Here is a 15314-nt window from a genome sequence, read left to right as displayed (position 1 = left end):
TTATTAAGGTTCCCATTTTTTTAATTATTCAATCTTTTAATTTTAATTAAATAAATTTGTTCCTTAAAATTAAATCATTGGAATTCTATCCGGACATCGAAAGATCAGACCTTAAAGACATTAAAAAATTTCAGGAGCATAAGCTTCAGGAACTTTTAACGTATCTTCAAACCCATTCGCCTTTCTATCAGAAACTGTTTAAAGAGAACAATATCAATATCTCACATATCCGGACATTAGAAGATCTGCAAAAAATTCCTACGACCACAAAGAACGATCTGCAGGAAAGCAATCATGATTTTTTCTGTATTTCACCGGATAGAATTGTTGACTACAGCACCACTTCAGGAACCTTAGGTGATCCGGTAACTTTCGGACTCTCCGACAGCGATCTTGAAAGATTGGCCTATAACGAAGCCATTTCTTTTGCCTGTGCAGGAATCCAGAAAGGAGATGTAGTACAGATGATTACCACGATCGACAAGAGATTTATGGCAGGGCTGGCCTATTTCCTGGGATTGAGAAAAATGGGCGCCAGCGTGGTAAGAATGGGGCCTGGTATTCCCGAACTGCAGTGGGATTCTATTTTCAGATATAAACCCAAATACCTGATCACAGTTCCGTCTTTTCTTTTAAAGATGATTGATTATGCTGAAAAGCACGGATTGGACTATAAGAATTCCAGTGTTTACGGAGCGGTATGTATCGGTGAAAGCATCAAGAATCAGGATTTTACAGATAATATTCTTTCGCAGAAGATTAAAGAAAAGTGGGATATTAAATTATTCTCAACCTACGCTTCCACAGAAATGAGTACAGCCTTTACGGAATGCGAGTTCCAGATCGGAGGTCATCATCATCCGGAATTGATTATCACAGAAATTCTTGATGATAACGGAAATCCTGTGCAGGAAGGTGATAACGGCGAGCTGACCATCACCACTTTAGGGGTTGAAGCTGTTCCTTTGCTGCGTTTCAAAACAGGAGACATTGTAAAGGCGCATTACGAGCCCTGCAGCTGTGGAAGAAATACCATGAGGCTTGGTCCTGTTGTCGGACGAAAACAGCAGATGATCAAGTACAAAGGAACAACACTGTATCCGCCTGCCATGAATGATATTCTGAACGATTTCAATACTATTTTATGCTATCAGATTGTGATTCAGTCTAATGACATAGGGTTGGATGAGATTATCATCAAACTAAGCACAGACCAGGACCAGGAAACCTTCGTGAATGAAGTTCGTGATCATTTCCGGGCAAAACTGAGGGTAAGTCCAAAAATTGAAATCGTAGATTTTGAGATTCTGTCCAAAACCGTTTTTAATCCGAACAGCAGAAAACCCATCACATTTATAGATTTAAGATAATAAGACCAAAGGATGAAAAAAATATTATTTCTTTTGTTAATTACTCTTTCTGCCGGTGTTATGGCTCAAAGGGTAAGAGTTGTTTCCGGGGATTACAAGTTCCTGAAAGATCAGAAATTCATCAAAGTAATTTTCAAATTTGATGGCGTTACGTTTGCGAAAAAGAAGATCAGTGAGGAGCAGTATATTAAAGACAGAATGGAAGATATTGAGCAGACCAGCGGTAAAGAAGAATCTGAAAAATGGAGAAAAGACTGGGAATATTCAAAAGAAAAAAGCTTTCAGGATAAATTTTTGGCTTCGTGGAATAAAAATATCGATATAAAGGCTGCCACAAACATTGAGCAGACAAAATATACCCTTATTGTAGAACCTACATGGATTTCCCAGGGATGGTTTGGCGGGGTTATCAATGAACCTGCAAAATTGGATTCCAGAATGACCTTTGTAGAAACGAATAATCCCGATCATGTTTTACTGGTTGTTGAAGGAGTAGGAGCAACAGGTGATAATGTGATAGGAATTCCAAACCATAATGACCGGATCGCAGAATGCTATGCAAAGACTTCTAAAATGTTGGCTCTGAAAGCAAGACACTACAAAGAAAAAAAGTAATAATTGATTGCTTTTTTATAATATATTTGAAACTTCAATTTTTAAAGAAAATATAATGATGAAAAAACTATTATTTCTATTGTTGGTAACCATTACAACAACAGCTTTTGCTCAGAATCAAATTAACGTCGAATCAGGAAACTTTGATTTTTTAAAAGACCAGACTGAAGTTAATGTTCAGTTAAAGTTCGATAATGCAGTTTATCAGGAGAAAAATTTCACGGAAGCACAATATATTGAAAACAGAAAAACAGATATTACTGCTAAAAAAAATGAAGCGGTTTGGAAAAACTGGGAATTTCAATGGGGAAAATTTAAAGCTTCAGAATATTTGGATTATTTCTTTAAAGGAATTAATAACAAATCAAAAAAAGTAACTTTTAAAAATGATACCAAAGCCAAGTATACTTTAATCATTGATGCAAAATGGGTATACGCAGGCTGGTACGGTGGAATGATCGGATCACAGGAAGCAAAATTAACTTCAGATCTGACATTCGTGGAGACTGACAACCCTTCAAAAGTGGTTATGAAACTACACGCTGACAAAATTCAAGGAAAAAAGATGAATAAAGATTTTTCCTGGGAGTACGGAAGAATTGCAGCAGCATACGAAGTTACAGGAAAGAAGCTAGGTACAGAAATTAAAAAAGCAATTAAATAAAACAAAAAGCGGGCTGAAAATTTTCAGACCGCTTTTTTTATGGCTGTTCCTGCTGTTTCTCTGTTTTGATGAGGTTGGCAAGATTTTTAACAACGGTATCGTGCTTTTTTACAAAAGGATTGTCTTTATTCCAGACATAACCTGCTAAGACCGCACATATTTTCCTTTTTACATCTTCATTTTCAGGTCTGTGGAAAAATAATTCCTGAAGATTTCCTGTATACCACTCCTTTACGTAAGTCGTGAAAACATCTACTCCATAAAGAATATAATCTGTGTATTCTTTCTGCCAGTCAATTCGCTCTCCGTTAAGCTGTCGCAAAGCCAATTTTGCAGCAAGCATTCCCGATTCCGTGGCAAATGCCATTCCCGATGAGAAAACAGGATCAAGGAATTCAGAGGCGTTTCCGGTAAGGGCATATCCGTCACCAAACAGTTGCTTTACCGAGCAAGAATAATCTTTCAGGTGTCTGGGTTCAAAGATAAATTCTACATTGCCAAAACGTTTTACATAATAATCAGAAAGAGAAATAGCTTTCCTTAATGCTTCTGTTGTATCCTCGTTTTCAGACAGTTTTTCAATATATTCTGTAGGGCCTACAATGCCTACACTCGTGTTTCCGTTAGAAAAAGGTATTACCCAAAGCCAGACTTCAGTTTCAATGATGTCAAAAGAAATTAAAGTTCCTTCCTCACCTGCTTCTCTGTTGATATCTTCTACATGAGAGAAAATAGCAGAATGCGGAGAAAGTTTTGAAGGCTTTTCAAGATCAAGGAGTCTTGGCAGTACTCTTCCATAGCCGCTTGAATCGATCACAAATTTAGAATGGATCTCCTTCGTTTCACCGTCTTTATTTCTTACGGTAGTTATAGAATCTGTGCCGTTGAACTGAATATCAATAACTTCCGTTTCAAATTCCAGATCAATGCCTTTATTGATAACTTCCTGAGCCAGAGTATGATCAAAATCAGCTCTCGGAACCTGCCAGGTCCAATCCCAGCCTTCCCCGAACTTATCACTAAAATCAAAAATGCATACTTCATTGCCTCGTAAAAAACGTGCTCCCAGCTTTTTTTCAAAGCCCATTTTATCCAAAGCCGGGAAAAGTCCGGCTTCATCAAAATGATCCATTACCCTGGGAATTAAGCTTTCACCAACGACCAGTCTGGGGAACTTTGTCTTCTCGACAACTTTCACGTTGACATTGTTCTTCTTTAAGTATGAAGAAGATACGCATCCGGAAGGTCCAGCACCGATTACGAGAACGTCAACAAATTCTTTACTCATCTTGATTTTTTATTTTAATAATAACTTCTATCTTTGCCGCAAAATTAGTGACAATTAATTAATATTTTACAAAATTAGCAACTATTACTTTTAATTGATGAAAATAAATAACTTTTTAGAACTGAAGGATTTTCAAAAAATTATCATTGAAAACGAAAAAATTGAACTGAATGACTCACTTTTGGACAGAGTGGAAGAAAGTTTTCAGTTTTTAAAGGAATTTTCGAAAAATAAAGTAATATATGGTGTCAATACCGGTTTCGGACCGATGGCCCAGTTTAAGATCAGCGATGAAGATACTCATCAGCTTCAGTATAACCTGATCAGAAGCCACTCTTCAGGAATCGGAAACCCATTGCCTGCCCGGGAAGTAAAAGCCTGTATGTTGGCAAGACTCAATACGCTTTCTCTTGGGAATTCAGGGGTTCATCAGTCTGTTATTCATTTGCTTAAAGAATTGATCAACAGAGATATTACACCGTTGATTTTCGAACATGGAGGAGTAGGTGCTAGTGGTGATTTGGTACAGCTTGCCCACCTTGCCTTGGTTTTGATCGGGGAAGGTGAAGTTTTTTATAAAGGAGAAAGAAAAGCAACAAAAGAAGTTTTTGAAACCGAAGGATTAGAGCCGATCACGGTGGAAATCCGTGAAGGACTTGCTTTGATGAACGGAACTTCCGTGATGTCCGGAATAGGAATTGTTAATGCCTATAAAGCCAATCAGTTAACGGATATTTCAATCAGACTTTCCTGTGCGATTAATGAGATTGTTCAGGCATATGATGATCATTTATCAGAAGCTTTGAATGGTACAAAAAAACATATCGGTCAGCAGAAAGTGGCCGAAAGAATGCGTGCCCATCTGGCAGACAGTAAACTGATCAGAAAAAGAGAGGACCATCTTTATACTCACTTTGAAGAGCAGGAAAAAGTATTTAAGGAAAAAGTTCAGGAATATTATTCATTAAGATGTGTTCCCCAGATCTTAGGTCCGGTTTTGGATACCTTGGAATATACTGAGAATGTTCTTGAAAACGAGATCAATTCAGCCAATGACAACCCGATCATTAATGTAAAAGACAGGCATGTATACCACGGCGGAAATTTCCACGGAGATTATATTTCATTGGAAATGGATAAGCTGAAAATTGTTGTTACGAAGCTTACAATGTTAGCAGAAAGGCAGTTGAACTACCTTTTAAATGCAAAGATTAACGAAATTTTGCCTCCTTTTGTAAATTTAGGTAAATTAGGTTTTAATTTCGGAATGCAGGGCGTTCAGTTTACCGCAACATCTACAACCGCGGAAAGTCAGATGCTTTCAAATTCCATGTATGTACACAGTATCCCTAACAATAATGATAATCAGGATATTGTAAGTATGGGAACCAATGCAGCGGTAATCTGCAGAAAAGTGATCGAGAATGCATTTGAAGTATTGGCCATTGAAGCGATTACCATCATCCAGGCTGTTGAATACCTTGGATTTCAGGATAAAGTTTCGTCTTCTACCAAAGAGCTGTATGACGAGATAAGAAAGATCATTCCTGCATTCTCTGATGATATGGTGATGTATCCGTACTTGGAAGAAGTGAAAAAATATTTGAAGACCATGTAATTATCATTGATAATGAATTGTCATACACTAGGGGATTGAAATTAAAAAAAAAGCTAAAACTAAATAAACACTAACACATGAAATGTGCAATTGTCACAGGCGGCTCCAGGGGAATTGGAAGAGCGGTCTGTATAAAACTGGCGGAAGAAAAAAACTATCATATACTCATTAACTACGCTTCAAACGAGGCGGCGGCTAAAGAAACTTTGGCTAAAGTAGAAGAATTGGGAGCTACAGGAGAGATCCTTAAATTTGATGTAGCCAATGCTGAAGAAAGTCAAAATGTCTTAACGCAATGGCAGGACAGAAACCCCGATGCTATTGTTGAGGTGATCGTAAACAACGCCGGTATTACAAGAGACGGATTGTTCATGTGGATGCAGAGTGAAGACTGGAACAGTGTCATCAACACAAGTCTTAACGGCTTTTTTAATGTAACCAACTTCTTTATTCAAAAACTTCTCCGCAATAAATACGGAAGAATCATCAATATGGTGTCTGTTTCCGGAGTAAAGGGAACAGCGGGGCAAACCAATTATTCTGCAGCAAAAGGAGCTTTGGTTGGTGCTACAAAAGCTTTGGCTCAGGAAGTCGCTAAAAGAAATATTACAGTAAATGCAGTAGCTCCGGGATTCATCAGAACAGATATGACCCAGGATTTTAATGAAGACGAACTTAAAGCGATGATTCCGGCCAACAGGTTTGGGGAAGCAGAAGAAGTCGCAGATCTGGTCGCATTTTTAGCTTCTAAAAAAGCTTCGTACATTACCGGAGAAATAGTCAATATAAACGGAGGAATTTACTCTTAACAATATAACAATATAGCAATGTATCAGTGTAGCAATGTGGCTTTGTCCTCAATATGATGGTTACATTGTTAAATTAATAGAACTCATGGAAAATAGGGTTGTAATTACCGGAATGGGAATTTATTCTTGCATCGGGACCTCTTTGGAAGAAGTCAGAGAATCCCTATATCAAGGAAAATCCGGTATTGCTTTAGTACAGGAAAGAAAAGAATTCGGTTTCAGGTCAGGCCTTACAGGGGTGGTGCCCAAGCCGGATCTTAAAAATCTACTCAACAGACGCCAGCGTGTAAGCATGGGCGAAGAAAGCGAATATGCATACCTTGCAACCAGTGACGCACTGAGGCAGGCAGGTATAGACCAGGATTTCCTGGACAGCCATGAAGTAGGTATTCTATATGGAAATGACAGTGTTTCTCAGGCAGTGGTAGAATCTATCGACATTGCCAGAGAAAAGAAAGATACCACACTGATGGGGTCGGGAGCCATCTTCAAATCGATGAACTCTACCGTAACGATGAACCTTTCAACCATCTTTAAGCTGAAAGGCATCAATCTTACCATCAGTGCAGCCTGTGCCAGCGGTTCGCATTCCCTGGGACTGGCCTATATGATGATCAGGAATGGTTTTCAGGATATGATCATCTGCGGAGGAGCCCAGGAAACCAACAAATACTCAATGGCGAGCTTTGACGGGCTCGGTGTTTTCTCTGTGAGAGAAGACGAACCTACAAAAGCATCAAGGCCTTTTGATACCGGAAGAGACGGGCTTATCCCGAGCGGAGGTGCGGCAAGCCTTATTGTGGAAAGCTTAGAATCTGCTCAGAAAAGAGGAGCCACCATCCTTGCAGAGATTGTGGGTTATGGTTTCTCTTCAAACGGAGGACATATCTCAACCCCTAATGTGGACGGTCCGGCCTTGGCCATGGACAGAGCTTTGAAGCAATCTGGATTAAAAGCAGAAGATATCGACTATATTAATGCCCATGCGACTTCCACACCCATTGGCGATGCCAATGAAGCCAAAGCGATACACGAGATCTTCGGAAGTGATGTTCCTGTAAGTTCTACCAAGTCGATGACCGGCCATGAGTGCTGGATGGCAGGAGCAAGTGAAGTTGTTTACTCAATTCTGATGATGCAGAATGATTTCGTTGCCCCGAACATTAATCTGGAAAACCCTGACGATGAGGCAAAAAAGATAAATTTGGTCTCAAAAACGAAAAATCAAAAAATTGACGTATTTTTGTCAAATTCTTTCGGATTTGGGGGAACCAACTCCGCATTAATAGTTAAAAAATTTGATTAAAAACATGGAAAGGGAAAAAATTGTTGACATCGTTAATGATTTCTTAGTAAACGAATTCGAGGTGGATGGTGATGAGATCAGCAATGATGCTAACCTGAAAAAGACGCTTGGACTTGACAGTCTGGACTATATCGATATGGTCGTGGTTATCGAATCTAATTTTGGAGTGAAATTAGGAGAGGCAGATTTCAAAAAAATGGTCACATTTGATGATTTCTATACTACTATTGAACAAAAAATCGCTGAAAAAAACGCATAACTATCGATTGAACTTTATTTTTTAATAATGTAACAATAAACAATGTACCAGTGTAGCAATTAATTCAACCGAATATTGTTACACTGGTACATTGATAAATGGTAAATTGTATATATGAACAAGTGGAAAGGTAAATCTAAAGGAACCATATTAGGATATAAAATATTCGTTTGGTGTATTAGAAATATCGGGATCCGGAGTTCATATGTTGTGCTGTATTTTGTAGCTTCCTATTATTTTTTATTTCTGAAAAAGAGCAACCGTTACATCTTTTACTATTTTCATAAAAGACTGGATTATGGATACTGGAAATCAAAAGCTTCCGTATTTAAAAGCTATTTTACCTTCGGAAAAGTACTGATTGATAAAACTGCCATTTCTGCAGGACTAAGAGAAAAATATACCTACGAATTTGATGGTGTTGAAAATCTTACCAGCCTTCTGGCTGAAAAAAAAGGCGGTGTCCTTATCAGTGCCCATATCGGAAATTTTGAAATAGCAGAACATTTCTTTGCCGACATTGATTTCGACTGCCAGATCAATCTTGTCACTACAGACCAGGAAGTAACGGTCATTAAAGAGTACCTGGAAAGTGTTTCCGTAAAACAGAGTAATATCAAGTTCATCTATGTCAAAGAAGATATGTCGCATATTTTTGAGATCAATCAGGCTTTGTCGAATAATGAACTGATCTGCTTTACAGGAGACCGATATTTCGAGGGTTCAAAATATCTCGAAGCCGATCTGCTGGGTAAAAGTGCAAAATTTCCTGCCGGTCCGTTCCTTATTGCTTCACGTCTCGGTGTTCCCGTGGTGTATGTGTATGTGATGAAAGAAAAGAATCTTCATTACCACTTATACGCAAGGGTGGCAAAAAACATTAAAAACCGTGATTCTCAGGGACTTCTCAATTCTTATGTTCAAAACCTTGAGACCATGATTGAAAAATATCCGCTTCAATGGTTCAATTATTTCGATTTTTGGGATGATATTGATTAATTTTTCTAATTTTAACCCTGAAAACTAATTAATAAACTCAAATCGTTAAATAAATTCAGGAATTGGATAGATGAACCTTTCATTCGGGTTCAGGTATTATTTTCCAATCCGGGATTTCTTAATTTTTGAAATAAAAACACAGCTTTTCTCCTTTTGAAAAAAGAATACGACATACTTGTGATCGGCAGCGGATTGGGAGGTCTTGTTTCGGCTCTAATTTTGGCGAAACAAGGTCTGAAAGTCTGTGTTCTGGAGAAAAATAATCAGTATGGCGGAAACCTGCAGACTTTTTCAAGGGAAAAGCTCATCTTTGATACCGGAGTTCATTATCTGGGTGGCCTTTCAAAAGGACAGAACCTCCATCAGTTCTTTTCCTATCTTGAGATTATGGATGATCTGGAGCTTCAGCAAATGAATGAAGACGGTTATGATAAAATCTCTTTTGGTGATGAAAACATCGAATATCCTCATGCACAGGGCTATGAGAATTTTATTGAACAGCTCACAGCCTATTTTCCCAATGAAAAACAAAACCTGGAAAGCTACTGCGAAGAAATCCAGTATGTCTGTGCACAGTTTCCGAGGTATCAGGTGGTTGGGAAAGACAGCTATAATGAGGAAATTCTCCATCTCAATACCAAAAGATTTATAGAATCTGTTACCCAGGATAAAAAGCTGCAGGCTGTATTGCTCGGCTCTAATTTTTTATATGGTGGAGATTCAGAAAACATACCGTTTTACGTTCATGCACTTACAGTGAATTCCTATATTCAGAGTGCTTACAAATGCGTAAATGGAGGAAGTCAGATCACAAAACTCCTGATCAAAAAGCTTCGCCAATACGGTGCAGAAGTGCACAAGCACTCGGAGGTTTCCGGATTTATTTTTAATGAAGCCGGAGTGCTGTCTTCCGTAAAAACAAAGTCTGGAAAAGAATATGCAGCGAAGAAATTTATTTCAAACATAGAAATCCGTTCCTTCATCAAGCTAATTGGAGAAGAAAAGCTGAGGAAATCTTTCCTGAACAGAGTGATGAGCTGGGAGCCTGTTTCTTCGTGTTTCAGTGTTTATCTGGTTTTAAAACCACAGTCACTGCCAAACTTTAATTATAATATTTACCATTATTCATCAGAAGAAATGATCTGGAATGCATTCCGGTACAGTAAAGACAGCTGGCCTGAGACCTACATGCTTTCTTCCACTCCCTCAAAGCATCATCCTGATTATGCAGAAAGCCTTACCGCGATCTCCTATATGGATTTTGATGAGGTTAAAGCCTGGGAAAAAACGGTAAATACAGTTGCTGAAGAACACGAAAGAGGGTTGAAATACGAACAGTTCAAGCTGGAAAAAGCAGAAAAAATGATCGGTGCTTTAGAAAAGAAAATCCCAAACCTCAGGCATTCTATAAAAAGTATTTATACTTCATCTCCGCTGTCTTACAGAGACTATATCGGAAGCTTTGAAGGAAATATGTACGGATACATGAAAAGTTCAGATAATCCGCTTAAAACAATGGTCTCGCCCCGTACCAAGACCGAAAATCTGTTCCTGACAGGGCAGTCTGTCAACATGCACGGAATTCTGGGAGTAACGATCGGGGCTTTCAATACCTGTGCAGAAATTCTGGGAAAAGAAATTATAGATGAACGCCTGAAACAAATGATCAATACCCATGAAAAGAAATAACAGGCTTGCTGCAGCATTTAAAGGATTCCAGTTTATCCTGATTCTTTCCCTTATCTCATGTGGTGTCTCAAAATCGGTTCACCATACTCCGGAGGTCAGTACCTATGCGCTGGAAACACCAAAGGTCAATAAGATCAATGACTCTACATTTAGCTTTAACCGGAATTATTTAACCAAAAATAAGCAGCAGCTTTGGGAGCTTTATATTCAGGGAAATCCATTGCAGCTCGGATATAATAACGGAGCCTTAACCCAAAACCTGATGCAGCGGCAGGAAGAGATCTTCTTCTCTAAAGTAGAAGGTTTTGTGCCGTCAAAATTTAAACAGAAACTCCTGAGAGGATTCCTGAAATGGTACAACAGAAAAATGTACCTGAATGTAAGAGAAGACTATCAGGCAGAATTGTACGGGCTGTCTCAGTATTCTTCGGATAAATATAATTTTATTGCGCCAAAATATCTCCGGAGCCTCTATCTTCACGGAGCTCACGACATTGGCCATGCCATGCAGGATTTAGCTATGGTAGGCTGTACTTCGCTGGCCGTCTGGAATGAAAATACAGAAGATGGGCAGTTACTTATCGGCAGGAACTTTGATTTTTATGTAGGAGATGAGTTTGCTAAAAATAAGCTGGTCGAATTTGTAGAACCGGAAGCCGGAATTCCATACATGTCCGTTAGCTGGCCGGGAATGATAGGTGTAGTTTCCGGAATGAATAAAGAAGGAATAACAGTAACAATTAATGCCGGAAAATCTAAAATTCCTTTAACAGCCAAGACGCCGATCTCCCTTGTGACACGGGAAATTCTGCAGTATGCTAAAAATATTGAGGAGGCCATTGCTATTGCAAAAAAAAGAAAGGTTTTCGTTTCCGAATCTATTCTGGTTGGAAGTGCTCATGATAAAAATGCAGTAATCATTGAAGTATCCCCTGAAAATTTCGGAGTTTACAGGGTGGAAAATACCAGCAGAGTGTTTTGTACCAATCATTTTCAGTCCGAGGCCTATAAAGATGACAGAAGAAACCAGAAACATATTATAGAAAGTCACTCCGAATACCGGTATGAAAAACTTCAGGAACTTCTTGAGGAAAAGAAAAAGCTCAACCCTGAAAAAATGGCAGCCATTTTACGGGACAAATCCGGTTTAAAAGATCAAAAGATAGGCTACGGGAATGAAAAAGCAATCAACCAGTTGCTGGCTCACCATGCGGTCATTTTCTCACCTGAAAAAAGGCTGGTGTGGGTTTCGTCAAACCCTTATCAGTTGGGAGAATTTGTCTGTTATGACCTGAATGAGATCTTTTCCGGAACAGATTTGAAAGAAAGCCTACAGGCAAAAACAACACTGAATATCGCCAGAGATCCCTTTTTAGATTCGGAAGAATTCAATAATTATGAAATTTCTAAGATGTTAGAAACAGAAGTTAGTGCCGCCATAAATAAAAAAGAGGATATAGCATTAACTGATGATTTTATTCCTTATTATCAATCTATGAATCCGGATTATTGGCTGGTCTATTTTCAGGCCGGGAAATACTATTTTGGTATCAATGAATTTTCAAAAGCAAAAACTGAGTTTGAAAAAGCGCTAGCCAAAGAAATTACCACAGTTCCGGACAGAGAAAATGTAGAAAAATACCTGAAAAGAACTTTAAAAAAGCTAAAATGATCCCCAAACATATAAAATTACTGTTCTGTATTCCTTTTATCATTATTATGGGTTACACCGTTTACCTGCTTACAAAGTACAGCTCTATTCCGGATATTATACCTATTCATGGATACGGAGGCAAGAATGACGGGTTCGGAAGCAAACTGTTTCTTTTTGCACCCATCGTCTTGAACCTTATTATTTTGGTATTTATCTGGCTGATCATCAGGAAACCGGATAAAATTAGATTTACTTTTGAAGTAAAAGAAGAGGATAAAGCAAAAACCTATGCTCAGTATCAGTTGGTTCTGATTATACTTGCTATATTTGTCACCCTGATTATGAGCCCGTTATCATTTTCGGATGTTGTCTTTAAATGATTTTATATGAAAAGGCTTACAGCTGATTAATTATTTTCTGGATTCAGTTTATTCAGAAAAATAAACGCTACAATCCCGCAAAGAGCAGACATTGAAGTAGCCAGAATAGCACTCCCGATCACATATTGAAGAAGATTATTCTTGATCAGCTCAAAATTGAGTTCACTGCTCAAAATATTACTGTCCCCATGCACAAAAGGAGATCCTAAAAATAGAGAAACTGCGATAATAAAAGGAATAAATGGTGGAAGGCTGACATTGGAGGCTATAAAAGCCAGAACCTTGTTCAGCTTAAAAAGAACGGATAGAGAGATGACAAGCAGAGTGTGGAATCCCCAAAAAGGAGAAAGCCCTATAAAAACGCCGAGAGCGATTGAAAATGCCTTTGTGCGGTTGCTGCCGTCACTTTCCAGAACATCTTCCTTTAAGAACTTTTTAAAGCTTTTTTTTTTGAAATTATTCACGAAATTTCTCGGAATAATGTAAAGCAGTGTTATAGCCACTAAAATAGTATTCAGAATGCTGATCCTTGTGAAATCTTGAAATGGCCTGAAATGTGAAACCCGTTCTGCCGGATCATACAGCACTTTTATCGGAACATTTTTTACAGGAACATGCCTCCAGGCCGTTCTTACAATAATCTCGATCTCAAATTCAAATTTTGGGGTAAAATACTTCTTCGGAATTTTCAGTAATGGATATAATCTATAGCCGGATTGGGTGTCCTCCAGTTTTATTCCGGTCTCAAACCAGAACCAGAAGTTGGAGAACCTGTTTCCGAAACTGCTTTTTTTAGGAATTCCGTCCTGTGACATGTTGCGGTTTCCAATCAGAAGTACATCTTCTTTTTCTTTGGCTAGGGCTTCCACGAATACAGGAATGTCATCGGGATAATGCTGCCCGTCAGAATCAATGGTGATGGCGTAATGATAGCCCAGTGCTTTTGCCTTTCTGAAGCCTGTTTTAAGTCCGTTTCCCTTTCCTTTGTTCTCCGGTAGAGAGATCACCGCTATCTGAGGATATTGTGCTAATATTTTTGAAGTAGAATCTGTAGAACCGTCATTAACTGCAATAATACTGTCGGTATATTCCATAACACCGTCTATCACTCTCTTCAGAGTTTTCTCATTATTGTAGGTAGGTATTAAAATGCAGATCTTCTTTTCAGAAATCGCATTTTGTACTTCAGGAAGGGTCATTGGTTTATTTTATAGTAGCTCTTTCAGTATCTGTAAAGGATTTAGACTGCATGGCAAATTTTTTCACATAACTTTTCAGTGTGGTGTTCTGCTTGCTGTAATTATTGATAAGAAAAGCTTTATCGTCTTTAATACTGCCTCTGTACCCAACTATTTTCGGAATATTTTCCTGAACGCTCAGCCTGATCAGGCGCAGTTCTATATTGTTGGGATTACTTTTGATAATACTTTCAAGGCTGGTAGCACCGGTCTTTACAAGCGCTTTTCTATTATTTTTAGCAATCCTTGCTTCCATGATCTTTGCCGCTGCTTTATAGGCGCTGGTTACGGCATCTGAACCGGATTGTTTTTCTGCAAGGTTAATGAAGGCTTCCGTATTGGCGTTAGACAGATTGGCTTTTGCATAGCTGCTTCTTAAAGATTCCAGATCACTCTGGAAGAAAAAAATAAAAGCCGTTATGAGAGATAAAAAAAGTTTCATAATCTTATTTTTTATAGCTTACTGACATTTTCAATGCAATAGTCTCGCCAAAAGAGGTTGTATTTTTTACTTTAACATCTTCTTCATTCTCAGTGATATCCAGCTGCAGTTTCAGATCCGGGGTTTCAAAAGGATTGATAATAGCCATAAATTTCACATTAGAAGCTGTTTTCAGAAATAGCTTAGAGCCTGTGAACTCTTCCGTCAGCTCTTTTACGATCTGCATCATACAAACCCCTGGTGTAACCGGATTCCCCGGAAAATGGCCTTTAAAAATATCATGATCTTTATTCAGATGAATATAAGCGGTAAAACTTCCGTTTTCTGCCTTTTCATAAGATTCCAAAGTATAAAAGTCTGTAAGAATGGTCTGCATGATCTTATTTTTTCAGATTAAATGTATAATAAAGTCCTGTCTGGAAAACAACATTAGAGTGATTTCTATTGTAGCTGTCCACAGGAATAAAACCTTTTTTTACTCTGGCTTCGATGCCAAAGTTTTTAGTAATGTCGTACCCTAAACCTGCTGTAATTCCCAGGTCGATCTCATTTTCAGGATCAAAATTCTTTTTATCAACTACGAATTCTAAAGTTGGCCCAACATGTACATTGAACTGGTTGAAATAGAATTTGTTGATCAGCTGTAATCCCAGATAAGATACGGAAAGTGCTTTCCCGTCCCAGTTGTTTACATTCGTGCTTATTTTAGCTCCCTGTCTGGAATAATTGATCTCCGGCTGCAAAGCATAAAATTTCGCAAGACGGATATTCCCTATAAAGCCGATGTAAAAATCTGTTTTCGTTTTATAGTCCAGATAAGGTTCAGCAGCGTTGGGGAATTCTTCCAGATAATAATAATTAAATTCTTCACTGTTCGAAAAATGAGAGAAATTGGCTCCCGCTCTGATTCCCGGGGTAAAAGTTACCTGTGAGAAAGACAGACCTGAAATAAAGGCTGTGACTAAAAATAGAAGTTTTTTCAT

The 15314-nt window shown here is 38.3% G+C and carries 16 protein-coding genes; 11 read left to right on the top strand and 5 right to left on the bottom strand.

Annotated elements, in window-relative coordinates; all coding sequences use genetic code 11:
• Nucleotides 1–77: 77 nt before the first annotated feature.
• From J4Q03_RS09550 to J4Q03_RS09540, 3 genes are read left to right on the top strand one after another with little or no spacing between them, the layout of a single operon-like run.
• Nucleotides 78–1370 carry a phenylacetate--CoA ligase family protein gene (locus J4Q03_RS09550; RefSeq protein ID WP_426047966.1) on the top strand — a complete coding sequence of 431 codons (1293 nt, stop codon included), beginning with the start codon at nt 78–80 and terminating at the stop codon, nt 1368–1370.
• A gap of 12 nt (nt 1371–1382) precedes the next feature.
• Nucleotides 1383–1985, top strand: a complete 603-nt coding sequence (locus J4Q03_RS09545; protein WP_426047965.1) for a hypothetical protein — start codon at nt 1383–1385, stop codon at nt 1983–1985.
• A 55-nt stretch (nt 1986–2040) separates the two neighbouring features.
• Complete coding sequence (locus J4Q03_RS09540; RefSeq protein WP_426047964.1) at nt 2041–2649, top strand: hypothetical protein; 609 nt, start codon at nt 2041–2043, stop codon at nt 2647–2649.
• Nucleotides 2650–2686: 37 nt separating this feature from the next.
• Here J4Q03_RS09540 and J4Q03_RS09535 read toward each other — a convergent pair whose 3' ends face one another.
• Nucleotides 2687–3937, bottom strand: a complete 1251-nt coding sequence (locus J4Q03_RS09535; RefSeq protein WP_426047963.1) for an NAD(P)/FAD-dependent oxidoreductase — start codon at nt 3935–3937, stop codon at nt 2687–2689.
• A 97-nt stretch (nt 3938–4034) separates the two neighbouring features.
• Between J4Q03_RS09535 and J4Q03_RS09530 the strand changes: the two genes are divergently transcribed.
• The 8 genes from J4Q03_RS09530 (at nt 4035) to J4Q03_RS09495 (ending at nt 12651) form a co-directional block, all read left to right on the top strand.
• A complete protein-coding gene (locus tag J4Q03_RS09530) occupies nt 4035–5555 on the top strand; it encodes an HAL/PAL/TAL family ammonia-lyase (protein WP_426047962.1) in 1521 nt (506 codons plus the stop codon).
• A 77-nt stretch (nt 5556–5632) separates the two neighbouring features.
• Nucleotides 5633–6364, top strand: a complete 732-nt coding sequence (gene fabG, locus J4Q03_RS09525) for a 3-oxoacyl-ACP reductase FabG (protein ID WP_426047961.1) — start codon at nt 5633–5635, stop codon at nt 6362–6364.
• 85 nt (nt 6365–6449) lie between these two features.
• Nucleotides 6450–7670 carry a beta-ketoacyl-[acyl-carrier-protein] synthase family protein gene (locus J4Q03_RS09520; RefSeq protein WP_426047960.1) on the top strand — a complete coding sequence of 407 codons (1221 nt, stop codon included), beginning with the start codon at nt 6450–6452 and terminating at the stop codon, nt 7668–7670.
• Nucleotides 7671–7674: 4 nt separating this feature from the next.
• Nucleotides 7675–7929, top strand: a complete 255-nt coding sequence (locus J4Q03_RS09515; protein WP_034727052.1) for an acyl carrier protein — start codon at nt 7675–7677, stop codon at nt 7927–7929.
• Between the two features lie 114 nt (nt 7930–8043).
• Nucleotides 8044–8928: a lipid A biosynthesis acyltransferase gene (locus tag J4Q03_RS09510; protein ID WP_426047959.1), complete on the top strand. Its 885-nt coding sequence runs from the start codon at nt 8044–8046 to the stop codon at nt 8926–8928.
• Between the two features lie 153 nt (nt 8929–9081).
• Nucleotides 9082–10617, top strand: a complete 1536-nt coding sequence (locus tag J4Q03_RS09505; protein WP_426047958.1) for a phytoene desaturase family protein — start codon at nt 9082–9084, stop codon at nt 10615–10617.
• A complete protein-coding gene (locus J4Q03_RS09500; protein ID WP_426047957.1) occupies nt 10604–12289 on the top strand; it encodes a C45 family autoproteolytic acyltransferase/hydolase in 1686 nt (561 codons plus the stop codon). The genes J4Q03_RS09505 and J4Q03_RS09500 overlap by 14 nt, the downstream gene beginning before the upstream one ends.
• Nucleotides 12286–12651, top strand: coding sequence for a hypothetical protein (locus tag J4Q03_RS09495; protein WP_426047956.1), 366 nt, complete (start codon nt 12286–12288; stop codon nt 12649–12651). Before J4Q03_RS09500 ends, J4Q03_RS09495 begins: the two co-directional genes overlap by 4 nt.
• A 26-nt stretch (nt 12652–12677) precedes the next feature.
• Here J4Q03_RS09495 and J4Q03_RS09490 read toward each other — a convergent pair whose 3' ends face one another.
• From J4Q03_RS09490 to J4Q03_RS09475, 4 genes are read right to left on the bottom strand one after another with little or no spacing between them, the layout of a single operon-like run.
• On the bottom strand, nt 12678–13850 hold the full coding sequence (locus J4Q03_RS09490; protein WP_426047955.1) for a DUF2062 domain-containing protein: 1173 nt from the start codon (nt 13848–13850) through the stop codon (nt 12678–12680).
• Between the two features lie 4 nt (nt 13851–13854).
• Nucleotides 13855–14331, bottom strand: a complete 477-nt coding sequence (locus J4Q03_RS09485) for a hypothetical protein (protein ID WP_426047954.1) — start codon at nt 14329–14331, stop codon at nt 13855–13857.
• 4 nt (nt 14332–14335) lie between these two features.
• Nucleotides 14336–14707, bottom strand: a complete 372-nt coding sequence (locus J4Q03_RS09480; protein WP_426047953.1) for a 3-hydroxyacyl-ACP dehydratase — start codon at nt 14705–14707, stop codon at nt 14336–14338.
• Nucleotides 14708–14711: 4 nt separating this feature from the next.
• Nucleotides 14712–15314, bottom strand: a complete 603-nt coding sequence (locus J4Q03_RS09475) for an outer membrane beta-barrel protein (RefSeq protein ID WP_426047952.1) — start codon at nt 15312–15314, stop codon at nt 14712–14714.

It is taken from the genome of Chryseobacterium sp. NFX27 (genome assembly GCF_049887855.1).
In the GTDB taxonomy this organism is placed as follows: domain Bacteria; phylum Bacteroidota; class Bacteroidia; order Flavobacteriales; family Weeksellaceae; genus Chryseobacterium.
The sequence above is the reverse complement of the archived record's forward strand: the minus strand, read 5'-3'. Positions and strand labels throughout refer to the sequence as shown.

What these genes read in the sequence shown, in the direction of transcription:
- J4Q03_RS09545 (WP_426047965.1), top strand. Translation starts at nt 1,383, where the DNA reads ATGAAAAAAATATTATTTCTTTTGTTAATTACTCTTTCTGCCGGTGTT.
- J4Q03_RS09540 (WP_426047964.1), top strand. Translation starts at nt 2,041, where the DNA reads ATGATGAAAAAACTATTATTTCTATTGTTGGTAACCATTACAACAACA.
- J4Q03_RS09535 (WP_426047963.1), bottom strand. Translation starts at nt 3,937, where the DNA reads ATGAGTAAAGAATTTGTTGACGTTCTCGTAATCGGTGCTGGACCTTCC.
- J4Q03_RS09530 (WP_426047962.1), top strand. Translation starts at nt 4,035, where the DNA reads ATGAAAATAAATAACTTTTTAGAACTGAAGGATTTTCAAAAAATTATC.
- fabG (WP_426047961.1), top strand. Translation starts at nt 5,633, where the DNA reads ATGAAATGTGCAATTGTCACAGGCGGCTCCAGGGGAATTGGAAGAGCG.
- J4Q03_RS09520 (WP_426047960.1), top strand. Translation starts at nt 6,450, where the DNA reads ATGGAAAATAGGGTTGTAATTACCGGAATGGGAATTTATTCTTGCATC.
- J4Q03_RS09515 (WP_034727052.1), top strand. Translation starts at nt 7,675, where the DNA reads ATGGAAAGGGAAAAAATTGTTGACATCGTTAATGATTTCTTAGTAAAC.
- J4Q03_RS09510 (WP_426047959.1), top strand. Translation starts at nt 8,044, where the DNA reads ATGAACAAGTGGAAAGGTAAATCTAAAGGAACCATATTAGGATATAAA.
- J4Q03_RS09500 (WP_426047957.1), top strand. Translation starts at nt 10,604, where the DNA reads ATGAAAAGAAATAACAGGCTTGCTGCAGCATTTAAAGGATTCCAGTTT.
- J4Q03_RS09495 (WP_426047956.1), top strand. Translation starts at nt 12,286, where the DNA reads ATGATCCCCAAACATATAAAATTACTGTTCTGTATTCCTTTTATCATT.
- J4Q03_RS09490 (WP_426047955.1), bottom strand. Translation starts at nt 13,850, where the DNA reads ATGACCCTTCCTGAAGTACAAAATGCGATTTCTGAAAAGAAGATCTGC.
- J4Q03_RS09485 (WP_426047954.1), bottom strand. Translation starts at nt 14,331, where the DNA reads ATGAAACTTTTTTTATCTCTCATAACGGCTTTTATTTTTTTCTTCCAG.
- J4Q03_RS09480 (WP_426047953.1), bottom strand. Translation starts at nt 14,707, where the DNA reads ATGCAGACCATTCTTACAGACTTTTATACTTTGGAATCTTATGAAAAG.
- J4Q03_RS09475 (WP_426047952.1), bottom strand. Translation starts at nt 15,314, where the DNA reads ATGAAAAAACTTCTATTTTTAGTCACAGCCTTTATTTCAGGTCTGTCT.